Raw genomic sequence first — 12,843 nt, forward strand, 5'->3', positions numbered from 1 at the left:
TGATGGTCCGAGGGTGATATTTGTCTGCCCGGTCTATAGAACAATGGCGGCGTTGTTGAAACAGGAAGTTAGGTACCCATGCCCGAATTGCCAGAGGTCGAAACGGTCAGACGCGGGCTTGCCCCGGTCATGGAGGGCGCCCGGCTCGAAAGGCTCGATCTCAACCGCCCCGACCTGCGCTTTCCCTTCCCGCAGGACTTCGCCGATCGTGTCGCCGGCCGCCGCATTGTCTCGCTCGGCCGACGGGCAAAATACCTTCTTATAGACCTGGAAGACGACCTGACCGTCATCAGCCATCTCGGCATGTCCGGCTCCTTCCGCATCGAGGAAGAAGTGCAGGGCGATTTCCATCATCCTCGCTCGAAGGATGAGAAGCACGACCATGTCGTCTTTAATCTCACCGGCGAGGCCGGGCCGCGCAAGGTGATCTACAATGACCCGCGCCGTTTCGGTTTCATGCATCTGTGGAAGCGCAGCGAGCTCGATCTCTACCCGGCCTTTGCCGAACTCGGGCCGGAGCCGACCGGCAATGCGCTCGACGCCGACTATCTGGCGACAAGGCTTGCAGGCAAGAACCAGCCGCTCAAGGGCGCGCTGCTCGACCAGACGGTGATCGCGGGCCTCGGCAATATCTATGTCTGCGAGGCGCTGTGGCGCTCGCATCTGTCGCCCAAGCGCCAGTCCGGCACGCTGGTCACGCCGACCGGAAGGCCGAAGAAGGAACTTCTGGCGCTGACAGATGCCATCCGGGCCGTCATCGCCGATGCGATTGCCGCCGGCGGCTCCTCGCTGCGCGACCATATCCAGACCGACGGTTCGCTCGGTTATTTCCAGCATTCCTTTTCCGTCTACGATCGCGAGGGCGAGGCTTGCCGCACGCCGGGATGCGGCGGTACGGTTTCGCGCATTACCCAGTCCGGCAGGTCGACCTTCTATTGTGCCGCCTGCCAGAAATAACGGCCGGACACGTCCCGGCGACAATCATATGAGGAGGAACACCCGGTGAGCTATGAAACGATCCTGACCGAAACGCGCGGCGCCGTCGCCATCGTCACGCTGAACCGCCCGCAGGCGCTGAACGCCCTGAACTCGACGGTCATGGCCGAACTGACCGCTGCACTGGCAGCCTATGACAAGGATCCGGCGATTGCCGCCGTCGTGCTCACCGGCTCGGAAAAGGCATTCGCCGCCGGTGCCGATATCAAGGAAATGCAGTCGATCTCGTTCGTCGATGCCTATGTCGGCGACTTCATCTCCGGCTGGGATGCGGTTGCCGCCTTCCGCAAGCCGCTGATCGCCGCCGTCTCCGGCTTTGCGCTCGGCGGCGGCTGCGAGCTTGCCATGATGTGCGACTTCATCATCGCGTCCGACACCGCGAAATTCGGCCAGCCAGAGATTACGCTCGGTGTCATCCCCGGCCTCGGCGGCTCGCAGCGGCTGACGCGCGCCGTCGGCAAGGCCAAGGCCATGGATCTCGTGCTCACCGGCCGGATGATGGATGCGGCGGAGGCAGAGCGTGCGGGACTCGTATCGCGTGTGGTCGAGAGCGGAAAGCTGATGGACGAGGCGGTCACCGCAGCAGAGAAGATCGCGGCCTTCCCGCGGGCGGCGGTGTTGATGGCCAAGGAGGCGGTCAATCGCTCTTTCGAGACGACGCTTGCCGAAGGCCTGCGCTTCGAGCGGCGCCTGTTTCACTCGCTTTTTGCCACCGCCGACCAGAAGGAAGGCATGGCCGCCTTTGTGGAGAAGCGCAAACCCAGCTTCTCCAACAGATAATGCCCAAAAAGCGCGTTGACTGGTGCGGGTATTCCCGCTATATGCCCGGCCACAGTTGGGAAAGCCTCTTCACGGCTTCCTCTATTGCTCCCGAATTGCTGGATAAAGGGTCGCATGACCGGCGGCAACGGTGGAGTGTTGGTTCGAATTCGTAGAGAGGCATGAAATGGCCAATACAACTTCGGCGAAAAAGGCGACCCGCAAGATCGCTCGCCGTACCGCAGTCAACAAGGCTCGCCGTTCGCGCGTCCGTGGCTTCATCCGTAAGGTTGAGGAAGCGATCGCAACCGGTGATCTGACGGTTGCTGCAGCAGCACTGAAGGCCGCGCAGCCGGAGATCGCTCGCGCTGCTACCAAGGGCGTCCTCCACAGCAACACGGCATCCCGCAAGGTGTCCCGTCTGGCTGCTCGTGTGAAGGCCCTGTCGGCCTAATCCGGCTAACGAAATTTTGATCTGCAAAAAGCCTGGTCTCACGACCGGGCTTTTCGTGATTCTGCCTTATTCATAGATCGTTGCCCGGCTTATTAACAATTTCATGTCGAGTGCGTGACATGGAATATTCAACCTAATCAGTTGCTTATGGGCCATTTTTGAATCTTTTTCGGAATTTTGGCCGGCGCCCGGTAGCCGGATTCGAGTCAAGCGAATTTTTATTTTTCCTGTGAATCATGCTCGCCAGAGATGGCCAAATTTGAATCCCATTGATTCAACTACGATTCTTTATGACAGCTTTCGCCGCATTCAAATCGCGCCGCAAGAGTCAACGGCCGTGCCTTAAGTTTGGGTAAAAACGCTGTTGATCTTGCCAAGTGATCCTGCCTAAATGGCCTCCAGCAAGGGGCGCGGGGACATCTTCAAAAGCTTCCGCAGAACGCTTTTCCAAGAAGGCGTGAACGGTGCTTTATGCCCCTTGCGGCGGGATCGCAATTCCCGTTCTCCATAAACTGCAGGTTGTATACCGAAAAATCCTGTTTTTCGGATGCAGCCGTTTTGCGCCCAGCTGGCTGGTAACGGCAAGCGAGGGGACATTGGAATAAGGCGGCTCATGACGAGGATGAGGCGCCATGGTGGGGTCACCCGCACCTGTCGGCCGTTCACGAGGCGGCCCGGCACAGTTCGGCTTCATTCTGGCGGATGGAGCCGGACACGGGGAACATTTATTTAGGGCGCTTGTCGGTGAGGAACGACAGGCGGGACATTGAACAAGGTTTGTCTGGCGGAAGAACTTCGCCAGGCTTTTTCGAAAAAGGCGGCAAATAATGCATATGAATACCGTATCGGCGCGTGCAGTTGGTAACGAAGACCACGCGCGGCAGGGATCTCGATTCAGTTTGCTCCCAAGCGGCAGGGGAAACAGCGGAAATGAAGCATGATGCTCTTTTCGAGCGGTTCAGTGCGCGATTGAAGGCACAGGTAGGTCAGGATGTTTATGCAAGCTGGTTTGCTCGACTGAAGCTCCATTCGGTTTCCAAGAGCGTCGTTCGGCTCACGGTTCCGACCACGTTCCTTAAGTCCTGGATCAACAACCGCTATCTCGACCTGATCACGTCGATCCTGCAGGCGGAAGACAAGGAAATCCTCAAGGTAGAGATCCTGGTGCGCAGCGCGAGCCGCAACGTTCGCCCGGCCGGGCTCGTCGAGGAACGCCCGGCGGCAGCCGAAACCAATGTCGCGGCCAACGTCAATCGCAGCCAGCCGGCCCGCGAAATCGGCAAGATCGCCGCGTTTCCGGCACCTGCCGCAGCTGTGGCGCGCAGCACCGCCCAGTCCGGTCCGCTTTTCGGCTCGCCGCTCGACAGCCGTTACACGTTCGACACCTTTATCGAGGGATCGTCCAACCGTGTGGCGCTTGCTGCTGCAAAGACGATCGCTGAAGCCGGCGCCGGCGCCGTGCGCTTCAACCCGCTCTTCATCCATTCCAATGTCGGTCTCGGCAAGACCCATCTTCTGCAGGCGATCGCCAATGCCGCCGTTGGCAGCAGCCGTTCGCCACGCGTCGTCTATCTGACGGCAGAATATTTCATGTGGCGTTTCGCCACCGCGATCCGCGACAATGATGCGCTGACGCTGAAGGATTCACTGCGCAATATCGATCTCCTGATCATCGACGACATGCAGTTCCTGCAGGGCAAGATGATCCAGAACGAGTTCTGCCACCTCCTGAACACGCTGCTCGACAGCGCCAAGCAGGTCGTGGTCGCCGCCGACCGTGCACCGTGGGAACTGGAATCGCTCGATCCGCGCGTCCGTTCGCGCCTGCAGGGCGGTGTGGCGATCGAACTGGAATCGCCGGAATACGAAATGCGTCTCGAGATGCTCAAGGGCCGTCTCCGTGCTGCCAAGCAGGACGATCCGTCGCTCGACATCCCGGCCGAAATCCTGTCTCACGTCGCCCGCAACGTTGCGAGCAGTGGTCGTGAACTGGAAGGCGCATTCAACCAGCTTCTGTTCCGTCGCTCCTTCGAGCCGTCGCTGTCGATCGACCGCGTCGACGAGCTTCTGGCCCATCTGGTCGGTGCCGGCGAGGCAAGGCGTGTCCGCATCGAGGACATCCAGCGCATCGTCGCGCGCCACTACAATGTCTCGCGCCAGGAACTGGTGTCGAACCGCCGCACCCGCGTGATCGTCAAGCCGCGCCAGATTGCCATGTATCTGGCCAAGACCATGACGCCGCGTTCCTTCCCGGAAATCGGCCGTCGCTTCGGCGGACGCGACCACACGACGGTCCTGCACGCCGTCCGCAAGATCGAGGAACTGATCGGCGACGACACGAAGCTCGGCCACGAGGTCGAACTCCTGAAGCGCCTGATCAACGAAAACAACGCCTGATATCGTCGGATACTAGGTTGAAGGCCGTCCTGCTTGCGGGGCGGCCTTTTCGTATCGGCTCTCTCTCCGTAGATCTTTCGTAATTCTGTCGCGGCGTCTTGACGCAAGCCGCCGGCAAGGCGCATTCCTTCATGGCTATCGCATGAGGGCTTTCATGTTTCTTCTCTCCGTCGCCACCATCTGGGCGGTGGCCTGCGTCACGCCAGGGCCGAATACGCTTCTCGTCATCCGCTATTGCCTGACGGCACCGCGCAAGGTGGCGATCGTCGCGGCCATGGGCACGATCACCGGCACGTTCTGCTGGGGTGTTGCCGGCTGGCTCGGCATCAACGTGCTTTTTCAGGCGGCACCCTTCGCCTATGTGGCGCTGAAGATCGCCGGCGGGCTTTATCTCGTCGGGCTTGGTCTGCGGGTGTTCATGGATATCCGAAAGGCGCGAAAGACGCCGGATCTCGTGCCGGCAAAGGTCGATATCCCGCTGGGCACTGCTTATCGCATGGGCCTTGCCACCAATCTCGCCAATCCGAAATCGGCGCTCTTCGTCGCCTCGCTGTTTGCCGTTACCATGCCGGCCGGAACGCCGTTTCTCTACGGCGCGGCGGCAATCGGCGTCATGGTGGTCGTCTCGACCATCTATTACACCTGCCTCGTCTCGCTGATCACCCATCCACGCGTTGCGGCGGGTTATCTGAAGGCCAAGCAGAAGATCGATCTCGGTGTAGCAACCGTCTTCGTCGGCTTCGGCACCAAGCTGCTTCTCTCGCAGAAATAGGCGGGTGGGGATGGAAGGTGACGACGACCCGACCATCCGCTTCTATGCCGAGAATGCCGTAACCTATGCGGATTACTGGCTGACGCCGAGCGCCCGGCGTCTGGGCGATTTTCTTGGCCTGCTGCCGGAAAATGCCGAAATCTTGGAGCTCGGCTGCGGCAATGGCCGCGACAGCGGCGTCATGCTCGAACGCGGCTATCGCGTCACGCCGACGGACGGCACGCCGGAACTGGCCGCCGTGGCGGCCAAGCGGCTTGGTATCGACGTCCCGGTGCTACTGTTCGAGGATATCAACCATGTCGGGGCCTTCGACGGCATATGGGCTCATGCCTGCCTGCTGCATGTGCCGCGCGCTCAACTTCCCGATATCCTCGCCCGCATCCACCGGGCTCTCAGGCCGGGCGGTATCTTCTATGCGAGCTACAAGGGCGGCGTCGCCGAAGGACATGACAGATTGGGTCGCTATTACAATTATCCGTCAGAGGCGTGGCTGCGCGCCGCTTATGAAACGTTGCCATGGAGCTCGATCGCGGTGCAGGGCGGCAAGGGAGGCGGCTATGACGATCAGCCGATCAACTGGCTGCATGTCACGGCGGTGAAACCATAGTCAGCACGCCAGATCGGCAACCACCGCGTCGAGGATCAGCATGCCTTTCGGCGTGCAGCGCAGGCGCGAATTGCCGAGGCGTTCGATAAACCCGTGTTCCAGTAAAGTCTGCTCGCGCACCGGATCGGGATCGCGGCCGGAAAGTTCCTGCCAGCGGGCGAGATCGACGCCTTCGGTAAGGCGAAGGCCCATCAGCAGCAGCTCGTCGGCCTGTTCGTCATAGCCCAGCACTTCCTGGTCGATCATGCCGTGGCCCTGAGCCTCGACCTGTTCCAGCCAGGTTTCAGGCCGCCGCTCGGTGGAGGTCGCGATCTTGTTGCGGCCACGGGTAAGCCTTCCATGGGCGCCGGGGCCGATGCCGGCATAGTCGCCATAGCGCCAGTAGGTGAGGTTATGACGGCTCTCGGCGCCGGGCCGCGCGTGGTTGGAAACCTCGTAGGCCGGCATGCCGTGGGCGGCGGTGATCTCCTGCGTCGCCTCGTAGAGCGAGGCCGACTGGTCGTCGTCGGGCACGATCAGCTTGCCCGCCTTGTGCAGGCCGTAGAAGGGCGTGCCTTCCTCGATCGTCAGCTGATAGAGCGACAAATGATCGACCGCATAGGAGATCGCCTGCTTGAGTTCGGCTTCCCACGCCTCGACGGTCTGTTTCGGCCGGGCATAGATGAGATCGAAGGACATGCGCGGAAAGATCTCGCGCGCCAGCTTGATCGCCTTCAGCGCATCGGCCACGTCATGCAGACGGCCTAGGAATTTCAGGTCCGCATCGTTGAGCGCCTGCACGCCCATCGACACACGGTTGACGCCCGCCGCGCGATAGCCGCGAAAACGCTCCGCCTCGACGCTGGAGGGGTTGGCCTCCATGGTGATCTCGATGCCGTCGGGCACATGCCAAGTGTTGGCGATGCCGTTCAGGATCGCCTCGACCGTCGCCGGGTCCATCAGCGATGGCGTGCCGCCGCCGAGAAAGATGCTGGTCACCGTCTTCGGACCGCTCATCTTCCGCATCGTCTCCATCTCTTTCAGGAAGGAGGCGGTGAAACGGGCCTGATCCACCGGCTGGTGGCGGACATGGCTGTTGAAGTCGCAATAGGGACACTTGGCCGCACAGAAGGGCCAGTGCACATAGATCCCGAAACCGGGTTCACCGGTATCGGGAAGCAGCGTATCGCGCGAAAGGTTGACGACGGCGTTCAAGGAAGGTCAGGCCTCGAGGCAGGTTTCGACGAACAGCTTGAAGGCGCGGGCGCGATGCGACAGCGCCTCGGCGTCGCCCGGCTTCCATCCGTGCTTCTCCTCGCCGGACATCTCGCCGAAGGTGACGTCGTAACCTTGCGGTTGGAAGATCGGGTCATAGCCGAAGCCGGCGGTACCGCGCGGCGGCCATGCCACCGTGCCTTCCACTTCGCCACGGAACATCTCGGTATGCCCATCCGGCCAGGCGAGGCACAGCACGCTGACGAAGCGGCAGGTCCGCTTGTCGGGCGTCGTCGCACCTTTCTCCTGAAGCGCGTCTTCCACCTTCTGCATCGCCATCTGGAAATCGCGGGAACCGTCCTCGCGCTCGGCCCAGTTGGCGGTATAGACGCCCGGCGCACCGTCCAGCGCATCGATGACGATGCCGCTATCATCGGAAAGTGCCGGCAGGCCGGATGCCTTTGCGGAGGCGAGCGCCTTGATCGCCGCATTTTCCTCGAAGGTCGTGCCCGTCTCGTCCGGCTCCTCGAACTTCAGCTCGGCCGCCGACTTGGCGGAAAAGCCGAACGGGCCGATCAGTTCGGCGATCTCGCGGATCTTGCCGGCATTGTGGCTGGCGACGACGATCGTCTTTGTGTCGAGCTTGCGCATGAAATTCCTATTCGATGTTCCAGAGTTTCGGCTCTGCGCATTCCAGGCTGTTGCCGGCCGGATCGCGGAAATAGATCGAGCGGGCGCCGTTCGGCCAGCGGAAATCGCTCTCGATCACAATCCCTGCCTTGTTGAGCTTTTCCACCGTCCTGTCAATCGCCTCGCCATCCATGCGGAAGCAGACATGGCCGGGTCCGGTCGCACCATGCGGCGGAACCGGCAAGGCATCGTCGGACGGCGGCTTGACTGTCTCGGCAGGATTGAAGATCAACAGTATCCCCGGCCCGCAGCGGAAGAACACATGCCGATCACCGGCGCGAAGCACTTTTTCCAACCCGAGCAGCCCGCCATAGAAGGCTTCCGCTGCATCGATGTCGTCGGCATAGACGGCCGTTTCGAGAATTCCGTCGATCATGACCAGCCCTTCTGTTAGGATTGGTTGCGTCGCTCACTGGAGGTTCGCCCATGGCAGCTTGGATATCTGTCGCCATAGGCCTGGTTGTCGCACTGGTGATGATCGCCGCGAGCATCTGGTGGTCGTTCCGGCCGCGGCCTAAAGGCAGTCGGTCATTCCTTCCGGATGCGCTCGACAACAGAAACGAACCGAATAACACGATCGTCACCGGTACCGGCAACGATTTTCCGTAAGGTCCGCCGGGCTTCGGTCAGCCCGAAATCGCCGCCTTCTGCATTTCCACCAGTTCCTTGATCCCGTCATTCGCAAGGCCGAGCAGCGTCAGCAGTTCCTCCTGGGTGAACGGCTTACCTTCCGCCGTACCCTGAACCTCGACGATGCCGCCGGTGCCGGTCATGACGAAATTGGCGTCGGTCTCGGCGGCCGAGTCTTCCAGATAATCGAGATCGATCACCGGCTGGTTGGCGAAGATGCCGCAGGAGATCGCCGCGACATGGTCCTTCAGAACTTTGTCGAGCTTGATCATTGAGCGGGTTTCCATCCATTTCAGGCAGTCATGCAGCGCGATCCAGCCGCCGGTGACGGAGGCCGTGCGCGTGCCGCCATCCGCCTGGATGACGTCGCAGTCGATGGTGATCTGCTTTTCGCCGAGCGCTTCGAGATCGACGACAGCTCTAAGAGAACGCCCGATCAGGCGCTGGATCTCCAGCGTGCGGCCGCCCTGCTTGCCGGAAGCGGCTTCGCGCCGCATCCGGTCGCCGGTGGCGCGCGGCAGCATGCCGTATTCGGCCGTTACCCAGCCCTTGCCGGTATTGCGCAGCCACGGTGGCGTCTTCTCTTCGAGGCTCGCCGTGCACAGCACATGCGTATCGCCGAACTTGACGAGACAGGAGCCTTCCGCGTGCTTGGAGAAATTGCGCTCAAACGAGACCTTGCGCATCTGGTTTGTCTGTCTGCCTGAAGGCCGCATGGAATACTCCCTGAATTTCAAGTTCATGCCTTCTAAGGCGCAGGGGCGCCTTTTGCAAAGATTTTCCCTTTTGCGAAGGCTGATGCGACTGACTATATTTCGGCAAGGCATCAAGACTGTGGTGAAGAATAGATGGCAATTTCGGGATCGGCCGGCAGGGATGGCATTTCGATGCTCGACGAGCGTTCGCGCGAAATCTTCCGGCGCATCGTCGAAAGCTATCTGGAAAGCGGCGAGCCGCTCGGCTCCCGCAACCTGTCGCGGCTGCTTGCCACCTCACTTTCGCCGGCCTCCGTCCGCAATGTCATGAGCGACCTGGAACAGCTCGGGCTCATCTATTCCCCGCATATCAGCGCCGGGCGTCTGCCGACCCAGACGGGTCTGCGCTTCTTCGTCGACGCCTTCATGCAGACGGGCAGCCTGTCGCCGGAGGATCGCGCCAGCATCGACCGCCAGATCCGACCGGCCGATCGCGACCAGCCTCTCGAAAACCTGATGGCGGATGCGAGCCTGATGCTGTCTGGCCTCTCCCGCGGTGCGGGCCTTGTGATCACGACGAAAAGCGATCCGGTGCTCAAGCATGTGGAATTTATCCGGCTGGAGCCGACCAAGGCGCTTGCTGTGCTGGTCGGTGAGCACAATCAGGTCGAAAACCGCATCATCGAGCTTCCGGCGGGCGTTACCTCTTCCCAGCTGACGGAGGCCGCGAATTTCCTCAACGCCCATCTGACCGGCAAGACCCTGCTGGAACTGCGGGGCCAGCTGAAGGAGCTGAAGCAAGAGGTTCAGACGGAACTCGACGCGCTGGCGCAGGATCTGATCGAGCGCGGCCTTGCCGTCTGGTCGGGCGATAACGAAGAGGGCAAGCCGACGCAGCTCATCGTCCGCGGCCGTGCCAACCTTCTCGAAGGTCTCGGCGAAATCGGCGATCTCGATCGCCTGCGGCTGCTCTTTGACGACCTGGAAAAGAAGGACAGCCTGATCGAGATCCTGGAACTCGCCGAGGCGGGGCCGGGGGTCCGGATCTTCATCGGTTCGGAAAACAAGCTGTTTTCGCTCTCTGGTTCCTCGCTCATCGTCGCGCCCTATCGTGACGGAGAGGACCGCATCGTCGGCGCCGTCGGCGTGATCGGTCCGACGAGGCTCAACTATTCCCGCGTCGTGCCGATGGTGGACTATACCGCCCAACTGCTCGCCCGCCTATCACGCAGTTGAACCTAATCGCAGCGGAATACGCGCTTAGCCTTGATTTTTCGGTGGCAAACATCGATATCGAGCCCAACTTCCAGACAAGACCAATCGGAGAACGTCATGACCGACGAAACCAAGAAGAATGGACCCGACGCAGCCTCCGCCGAAACCTCGGCAGAAGCAGTGGCATCCGCTCTTGATGACGCGGCCAATCAGAATGCCGAAGAGGCGGTGGCCGCAGAGCCGGATCCGCTGGACGTATTGAAGGCCGAAAATGCCGAGCTGCGCGACCGCTTCCTGCGGCTCGCGGCCGAAATGGACAATCTGCGCCGCCGCACCGAGCGCGATGTGAAGGATGCCAAGTCCTATTCCGTATCAGGCTTCGCGCGTGACATGCTGGCCGTGTCCGACAACCTGCGCCGTGCCATCGATGCCGTGCCTGTCGAAACCCGCACTGCGGCCGACGCCACGCTGACGAGCTTGCTCGAAGGGGTCGAGATGACCGAGCGCTCGATGCTTTCGGCCCTGGAGCGCCACGGGGTGAAGAAGATCGAGCCCGAGGGCGAGAAGTTCGATCCGAACTTCCATCAGGCCATGTTCGAGGTTCCGAACCCGAACGTGCCGAACAACACGGTCATCCAGGTCGTTCAGGCGGGCTTTACCATCGGTGACCGCGTCCTGCGTCCGGCCATGGTCGGCGTCGCCAAGGAGGCCCGAAGACCGATGCCGCCCCGGCCGCGAACGAAGACAGCGCGGCGGGTAACTAACGTCTTACCCGCAACGCGCGTAGGGCAATGATCTAAAGCGTGAGCCGCGACCCACCGGTTCGCGGCTCACGCTTTAAGGCGCCCGTCCAATATTCAATGAGCTTCATCCAGCAGGAATTCAGTGAGCGGTTTCGAGAGCCGAACTCGCCAGTGAACGGATGAATTCGAGTTCCTGCTTCAGCTGCAGCCGCGTTCGTCGGTCTGCATCGGCAAGACTATGTCCTTCGTCGGCCGCAAGGGCGAAGATCGTGTCCAGCTCGTCGAGCAGGTCAGGGTCCTTGATCGCCAGAAGGGTGATCACGGCTTTCAGCAGTTTGTCATTGGCGGCTATTCGGATGCGCGCTTCTTCGTTCATGTTTTGCCTCCACGCATCCGGAAGACATGTGGCGCCATTTCAGAAAGCAAAGGGGCGGAACGCGCCCGAAAGCGGATATATTCTCGAATAGTGATATGACGAGGGCATATCGCACCCGGAGCGAGGGTGCGATGAAATCCGCTTAAACCATCGCGTGCCGGTCAGGCGGCGTGGTTGGCCTGTTCTTCGTTGAGAAAAGCATAGATCGCCGAGGCGGAATCCGTCTGTCGCAGCTTGGCGACAAGATCCTGGTCGCGCAGCACGCGTGCGATGCGCGACAGCGCCTTCAGGTGGTCGGCGCCGGCGCCTTCCGGGGCCAGCAAAAGAAACACGAGATCGACTGGCTCGTCGTCCAGCGCCTCGAAATCGACTGGGCTTTCAAGGCGCGCAAACACGCCGTTGATGGAGGAAATGCTGCTGAGCTTGCCGTGCGGGATGGCGATGCCGTGCCCGACGCCGGTGGAGCCCAGGCGTTCTCGCTGCAGGATGACGTCGAAAATCTCGCGCTCGGAAACACCCGTCAGTTTGGATGCCTTCGCGGCCAATTCCTGCAACAGCTGCTTCTTGGAATTCACTTTAAGGGCAGGGATAATCGCATCTTGGTGCAGCAGATCTGCCAACGCCATTCTCTTGATCCTTTGTGCCGCAGGGCAGGGGAAGCGCCGTTTCCGACGCTTCCCGAAGTTGTTAGTTCTTCATATTGGTGGAGTCGATCCAGCCAATATTGCCGTCACGGCGTCTGTAGACGATGTTCAGCTTCTCGTCGCCGGGGCTCCGGAAGAGAAACACAGGTTCGTCAGTCATATCGAGGGCCATCACGGCCGTTGCCACCGACATGGTCTTCAATGGCTTCGTGCTTTCGGCGACGATCGTCGGTGCAAAATCCTCCGGCACCTCGTCACCTTCATCCGGTACTGCATCCATCACCGTGTAGGCAACCTCGTCAAACCCATTGGTCTGATTGCCTGCGTGGTGATCCTTCAGGCGCCGCTTGTAACGGCGCAGGCGCTTCTCGATCCGCTCTGCTGCCGCATCGAAGCTGACCTGAGGGTCGTTCGCTTCGCCAGCTGCATGCAAAACGATCCCGGTATCGAGATGCACCTTGCAATCAGCGGAAAACCTCGGTCCGGATTTCTCCACGATCACCTGGCTTGAATAGCCTCCGTCGAAATATTTGGTGACCGCCGCACCGATGTTGTCCTCGATCCTTTGGCGGAAAGAATCGCCGATTTCCATATGTTTACCGGAAACACGAACACTCATGGATTTATTCCTTCTTGTCGTGACTTGCATGTTCCAGTCTACGCCAAGCCGC

16 protein-coding genes are annotated in these 12,843 nt (G+C 60.8%); 9 read left to right on the forward strand and 7 right to left on the reverse strand.

Translation table 11 applies throughout. The features are described 5' to 3' along the window. Positions 1-78 precede the first annotated feature (78 nt). From mutM to N7E02_RS17680, 6 genes are all read left to right on the forward strand, one after another. A complete protein-coding gene (gene mutM, locus N7E02_RS17655; RefSeq protein WP_286583609.1) occupies positions 79-957 on the forward strand; it encodes a bifunctional DNA-formamidopyrimidine glycosylase/DNA-(apurinic or apyrimidinic site) lyase in 879 nt (292 codons plus the stop codon). 45 nt (positions 958-1,002) lie between these two features. Then, complete coding sequence (locus N7E02_RS17660; RefSeq protein WP_286583610.1) at positions 1,003-1,776, forward strand: enoyl-CoA hydratase; 774 nt, start codon at positions 1,003-1,005, stop codon at positions 1,774-1,776. Positions 1,777-1,942: 166 nt separating this feature from the next. Further along, positions 1,943-2,209 (forward strand): 30S ribosomal protein S20, encoded by a 267-nt coding sequence (gene rpsT, locus N7E02_RS17665; protein WP_092996440.1) that lies wholly within the window; start codon positions 1,943-1,945, stop codon positions 2,207-2,209. Between the two features lie 852 nt (positions 2,210-3,061). Next, positions 3,062-4,606 (forward strand): chromosomal replication initiator protein DnaA, encoded by a 1,545-nt coding sequence (gene dnaA / locus N7E02_RS17670; protein WP_374730712.1) that lies wholly within the window; start codon positions 3,062-3,064, stop codon positions 4,604-4,606. Positions 4,607-4,760: 154 nt separating this feature from the next. Next, positions 4,761-5,378 (forward strand): LysE family translocator, encoded by a 618-nt coding sequence (locus tag N7E02_RS17675; RefSeq protein ID WP_286583612.1) that lies wholly within the window; start codon positions 4,761-4,763, stop codon positions 5,376-5,378. A 10-nt stretch (positions 5,379-5,388) separates the two neighbouring features. Next, positions 5,389-5,985 (forward strand): class I SAM-dependent methyltransferase, encoded by a 597-nt coding sequence (locus N7E02_RS17680; protein WP_286583614.1) that lies wholly within the window; start codon positions 5,389-5,391, stop codon positions 5,983-5,985. Here N7E02_RS17680 and hemW read toward each other — a convergent pair whose 3' ends face one another. Genes hemW through N7E02_RS17695 form a run of 3 tightly spaced genes read right to left on the reverse strand, consistent with a single transcriptional unit; the run spans position 5,986 to position 8,245 of the window. Beyond that, a complete protein-coding gene (gene hemW, locus N7E02_RS17685; RefSeq protein WP_286583615.1) occupies positions 5,986-7,179 on the reverse strand; it encodes a radical SAM family heme chaperone HemW in 1,194 nt (397 codons plus the stop codon). Positions 7,180-7,185: 6 nt separating this feature from the next. Then, entirely contained in the window at positions 7,186-7,830 is a 645-nt protein-coding gene (gene rdgB, locus N7E02_RS17690; RefSeq protein WP_286583616.1) for an RdgB/HAM1 family non-canonical purine NTP pyrophosphatase, read from the reverse strand. A 7-nt stretch (positions 7,831-7,837) separates the two neighbouring features. After that, complete coding sequence (locus N7E02_RS17695) at positions 7,838-8,245, reverse strand: VOC family protein (protein ID WP_286583617.1); 408 nt, start codon at positions 8,243-8,245, stop codon at positions 7,838-7,840. 50 nt (positions 8,246-8,295) lie between these two features. Here N7E02_RS17695 and N7E02_RS17700 point away from each other — a divergent pair, with 50 nt between their 5' ends. Beyond that, complete coding sequence (locus N7E02_RS17700) at positions 8,296-8,478, forward strand: hypothetical protein (protein ID WP_286583619.1); 183 nt, start codon at positions 8,296-8,298, stop codon at positions 8,476-8,478. 17 nt (positions 8,479-8,495) lie between these two features. Here the strand turns inward: N7E02_RS17700 and rph are convergent, their stop codons facing one another. Next, positions 8,496-9,215, reverse strand: coding sequence for a ribonuclease PH (gene rph, locus N7E02_RS17705; protein ID WP_286583620.1), 720 nt, complete (start codon positions 9,213-9,215; stop codon positions 8,496-8,498). A gap of 132 nt (positions 9,216-9,347) precedes the next feature. On the opposite strand from rph, the gene hrcA reads away from it, so the two are divergent. Both hrcA and grpE read left to right on the forward strand, forming a co-directional pair. Next, on the forward strand, positions 9,348-10,430 hold the full coding sequence (gene hrcA, locus N7E02_RS17710; protein WP_286583621.1) for a heat-inducible transcriptional repressor HrcA: 1,083 nt from the start codon (positions 9,348-9,350) through the stop codon (positions 10,428-10,430). Between the two features lie 96 nt (positions 10,431-10,526). Continuing rightward, a complete protein-coding gene (gene grpE / locus N7E02_RS17715; RefSeq protein WP_286583623.1) occupies positions 10,527-11,204 on the forward strand; it encodes a nucleotide exchange factor GrpE in 678 nt (225 codons plus the stop codon). Positions 11,205-11,291: 87 nt separating this feature from the next. Here the strand turns inward: grpE and N7E02_RS17720 are convergent, their stop codons facing one another. From N7E02_RS17720 to hpf, 3 genes are all read right to left on the reverse strand, one after another. Then, complete coding sequence (locus tag N7E02_RS17720; RefSeq protein WP_092996479.1) at positions 11,292-11,528, reverse strand: hypothetical protein; 237 nt, start codon at positions 11,526-11,528, stop codon at positions 11,292-11,294. Positions 11,529-11,689: 161 nt separating this feature from the next. Then, positions 11,690-12,154, reverse strand: coding sequence for a PTS IIA-like nitrogen regulatory protein PtsN (gene ptsN, locus N7E02_RS17725; RefSeq protein WP_286583625.1), 465 nt, complete (start codon positions 12,152-12,154; stop codon positions 11,690-11,692). A gap of 61 nt (positions 12,155-12,215) precedes the next feature. Then, positions 12,216-12,791, reverse strand: coding sequence for a ribosome hibernation-promoting factor, HPF/YfiA family (hpf, locus tag N7E02_RS17730; protein WP_092996484.1), 576 nt, complete (start codon positions 12,789-12,791; stop codon positions 12,216-12,218). Between the last annotated feature and the right edge of the window lie 52 nt (positions 12,792-12,843).

The organism is Terrirhizobium terrae (genome assembly GCF_030323265.1).
Classification (GTDB): domain Bacteria; phylum Pseudomonadota; class Alphaproteobacteria; order Rhizobiales; family Rhizobiaceae; genus Neorhizobium.

What these genes read in the sequence shown, in the direction of transcription:
- N7E02_RS17720 (WP_092996479.1), bottom strand. Translation starts at nt 11,528, where the DNA reads ATGAACGAAGAAGCGCGCATCCGAATAGCCGCCAATGACAAACTGCTG.
- hpf (WP_092996484.1), bottom strand. Translation starts at nt 12,791, where the DNA reads ATGAGTGTTCGTGTTTCCGGTAAACATATGGAAATCGGCGATTCTTTC.
- N7E02_RS17680 (WP_286583614.1), top strand. Translation starts at nt 5,389, where the DNA reads ATGGAAGGTGACGACGACCCGACCATCCGCTTCTATGCCGAGAATGCC.
- rph (WP_286583620.1), bottom strand. Translation starts at nt 9,215, where the DNA reads ATGCGGCCTTCAGGCAGACAGACAAACCAGATGCGCAAGGTCTCGTTT.
- N7E02_RS17700 (WP_286583619.1), top strand. Translation starts at nt 8,296, where the DNA reads ATGGCAGCTTGGATATCTGTCGCCATAGGCCTGGTTGTCGCACTGGTG.
- N7E02_RS17695 (WP_286583617.1), bottom strand. Translation starts at nt 8,245, where the DNA reads ATGATCGACGGAATTCTCGAAACGGCCGTCTATGCCGACGACATCGAT.
- mutM (WP_286583609.1), top strand. Translation starts at nt 79, where the DNA reads ATGCCCGAATTGCCAGAGGTCGAAACGGTCAGACGCGGGCTTGCCCCG.
- grpE (WP_286583623.1), top strand. Translation starts at nt 10,527, where the DNA reads ATGACCGACGAAACCAAGAAGAATGGACCCGACGCAGCCTCCGCCGAA.
- rpsT (WP_092996440.1), top strand. Translation starts at nt 1,943, where the DNA reads ATGGCCAATACAACTTCGGCGAAAAAGGCGACCCGCAAGATCGCTCGC.
- hrcA (WP_286583621.1), top strand. Translation starts at nt 9,348, where the DNA reads ATGGCAATTTCGGGATCGGCCGGCAGGGATGGCATTTCGATGCTCGAC.
- rdgB (WP_286583616.1), bottom strand. Translation starts at nt 7,830, where the DNA reads ATGCGCAAGCTCGACACAAAGACGATCGTCGTCGCCAGCCACAATGCC.
- N7E02_RS17675 (WP_286583612.1), top strand. Translation starts at nt 4,761, where the DNA reads ATGTTTCTTCTCTCCGTCGCCACCATCTGGGCGGTGGCCTGCGTCACG.
- ptsN (WP_286583625.1), bottom strand. Translation starts at nt 12,154, where the DNA reads ATGGCGTTGGCAGATCTGCTGCACCAAGATGCGATTATCCCTGCCCTT.